This is a genomic window from Synechococcus sp. CCY 0621, from assembly GCF_019038465.1.
Taxonomy (GTDB): domain Bacteria; phylum Cyanobacteriota; class Cyanobacteriia; order PCC-6307; family Cyanobiaceae; genus Cyanobium.
On record NZ_JAFKRH010000099.1, the window covers coordinates 1 to 1,824 of the forward strand.

General features: G+C 63.1%; 2 protein-coding genes. Both read left to right on the forward strand.

Annotated elements, in window-relative coordinates:
- Positions 1-1,302: iron uptake porin (locus tag KUG43_RS16790; RefSeq protein WP_216910974.1), on the forward strand; the 1,302-nt coding region annotated here is incomplete at its 5' end.
- Positions 1,303-1,511: 209 nt separating this feature from the next.
- Positions 1,512-1,824 (forward strand): iron uptake porin (locus KUG43_RS16795; RefSeq protein WP_216910976.1); only part of this gene is annotated, 313 nt, incomplete at its 3' end.

Consider the following 1,824-nt stretch of genomic DNA (forward strand, 5'->3'; position numbering starts at 1 on the left):
GGTAAGGCCACCTTCATCATTGGCGCCAACAGCTACGGCGGTAATGCCCAGGTGAGCCCCGCCGCTTCCCTGGTCACCGGCGTTCCTGCCTTCGTGACCGGACCCTTCGGCCCCCTTGGCCCGGTTGTTCCCAACACCTGGCAGAACCAGGCCCGTCAGACCCAGGGCGCCACGGCGTTCAACTACGACATCCAGCTCAACTTCGACACCAGCTTCACCGGCAAGGACCTGCTGCGCACCCGCCTGCGCGCTGGTAACTTCGCCCAGTCGCCCTTCGGCGGCCCCACCGTCGGCCTTAACGCCACGGAAGCCGGTTTCGAAGAATTCTGCGGCCTTGGCGTCGACTGCGGTGACGTGGTCGCCATCAACCGCCTCTTCTACCAGTTCCCCCTGGGCAGCAGCTTCACCGCCACCATCGGTGGTCGCGTCCGTCAGGACGACATGCTGGCGGTCTGGCCGTCCGCCTATCCGGCTGACACCGTGCTCGACATCTTCACCTACGCCGGTGCTCCCGGCACCTACAGCCTCAACCTGGGCGCTGGTGGTGGTCTGTGGTGGAAGAGCGGCGGCTTCAGCGTGAGCGCCAACTACGTCTCCGCCAACGGTGATGTGGGCAACTCGATCGCCGGCACCCCCAACTGCGGCGGCATCGGCAACGCCTGCTCCGCCCAGACAGGTACGGCTCAGGTGGCTTACACCGGATCCAACTGGGGCATCGCGGCGGCCTACACCTACTCCTCGGGTGGTGCAGGTACCTACAGCGGCAACGCCACGCCTCTGGCCAACGCCCTCTTCCTGAACTCTGCTGCCACCAACTCGGTGGGCATCAGCGCCTACTGGCAGCCCAGCAACTCCGGCTGGATCCCCTCCATCAGCACCGGCTGGGGCATCAACCGCAACCAGTACAACGGCACCAACTTCGTTGACGGCGGGCTCGTCTCCACCACCGGCATCACCAACGCCACCAGCCAGTCCTGGTACGTGGGTCTGCAGTGGTCTGACGTGTTCATCAAGGGCAACTCCGCCGGTATGGCGGTTGGTCAGCCCACCTTCCTGACCGCCGTCAGCGGTGGCAACACCGTCTTCGGTGGCCCCGCCGCCGCGACCGCGATCGTCGATGGCAACTACGCCTGGGAGTGGTGGTACAAGTTCCAGGTCACCGACAACATCAGCGTGACCCCGGCCCTCTACTACCTGAGCGCTCCCCTGGGTCAGGTCTCCAAGAACGTTGGCGCGATCGGAACCACCGGTACCGATTTCAACAACTTCGGCGGCTTCATCAAGACCACCTTCAAGTTCTGATCCTTCCGGATCAACTCCCCTCACAAACTCTCCTCTCATTGGCCCGGCTGCTTGCAGCCGGGCTTTTTTGTGTGTTGATCAACGCCGTTACTTCGGTTGCTGATGTGATCGCTATCTCGGGCTGACTAGCTGGTTGCAAGCCAAGAAACAAGCCGTAGACTTTGCCCTGTTCCGGCAAGGAACAGCACTCCTTATCGTGTGAGGAACCCATGAAACTCTTCCAGCAACTGCTGGTTGCCCCTGCCGCTCTCGGTCTGCTTTCGCCCGTTGTGGTGCAGGCTGCCGAGCTCAACATTGATGGCGTCAACAAATACGCCGCCGAGGAGCAGGTCACCAGCATCAACCAGTTCTCCGACGTCAAGCCGACCGACTGGGCCTTCCAGGCCCTCTCGAACCTGATCGAGCGCTACGGCTGCGTTGCTGGTTACCCGAACGGCACCTACAAAGGCGGCCAGGCCATGACCCGCTATGAAGCGGCGGCCCTGCTGAACGCCTGCCTCGACCGGATCACCGAAGTGACCG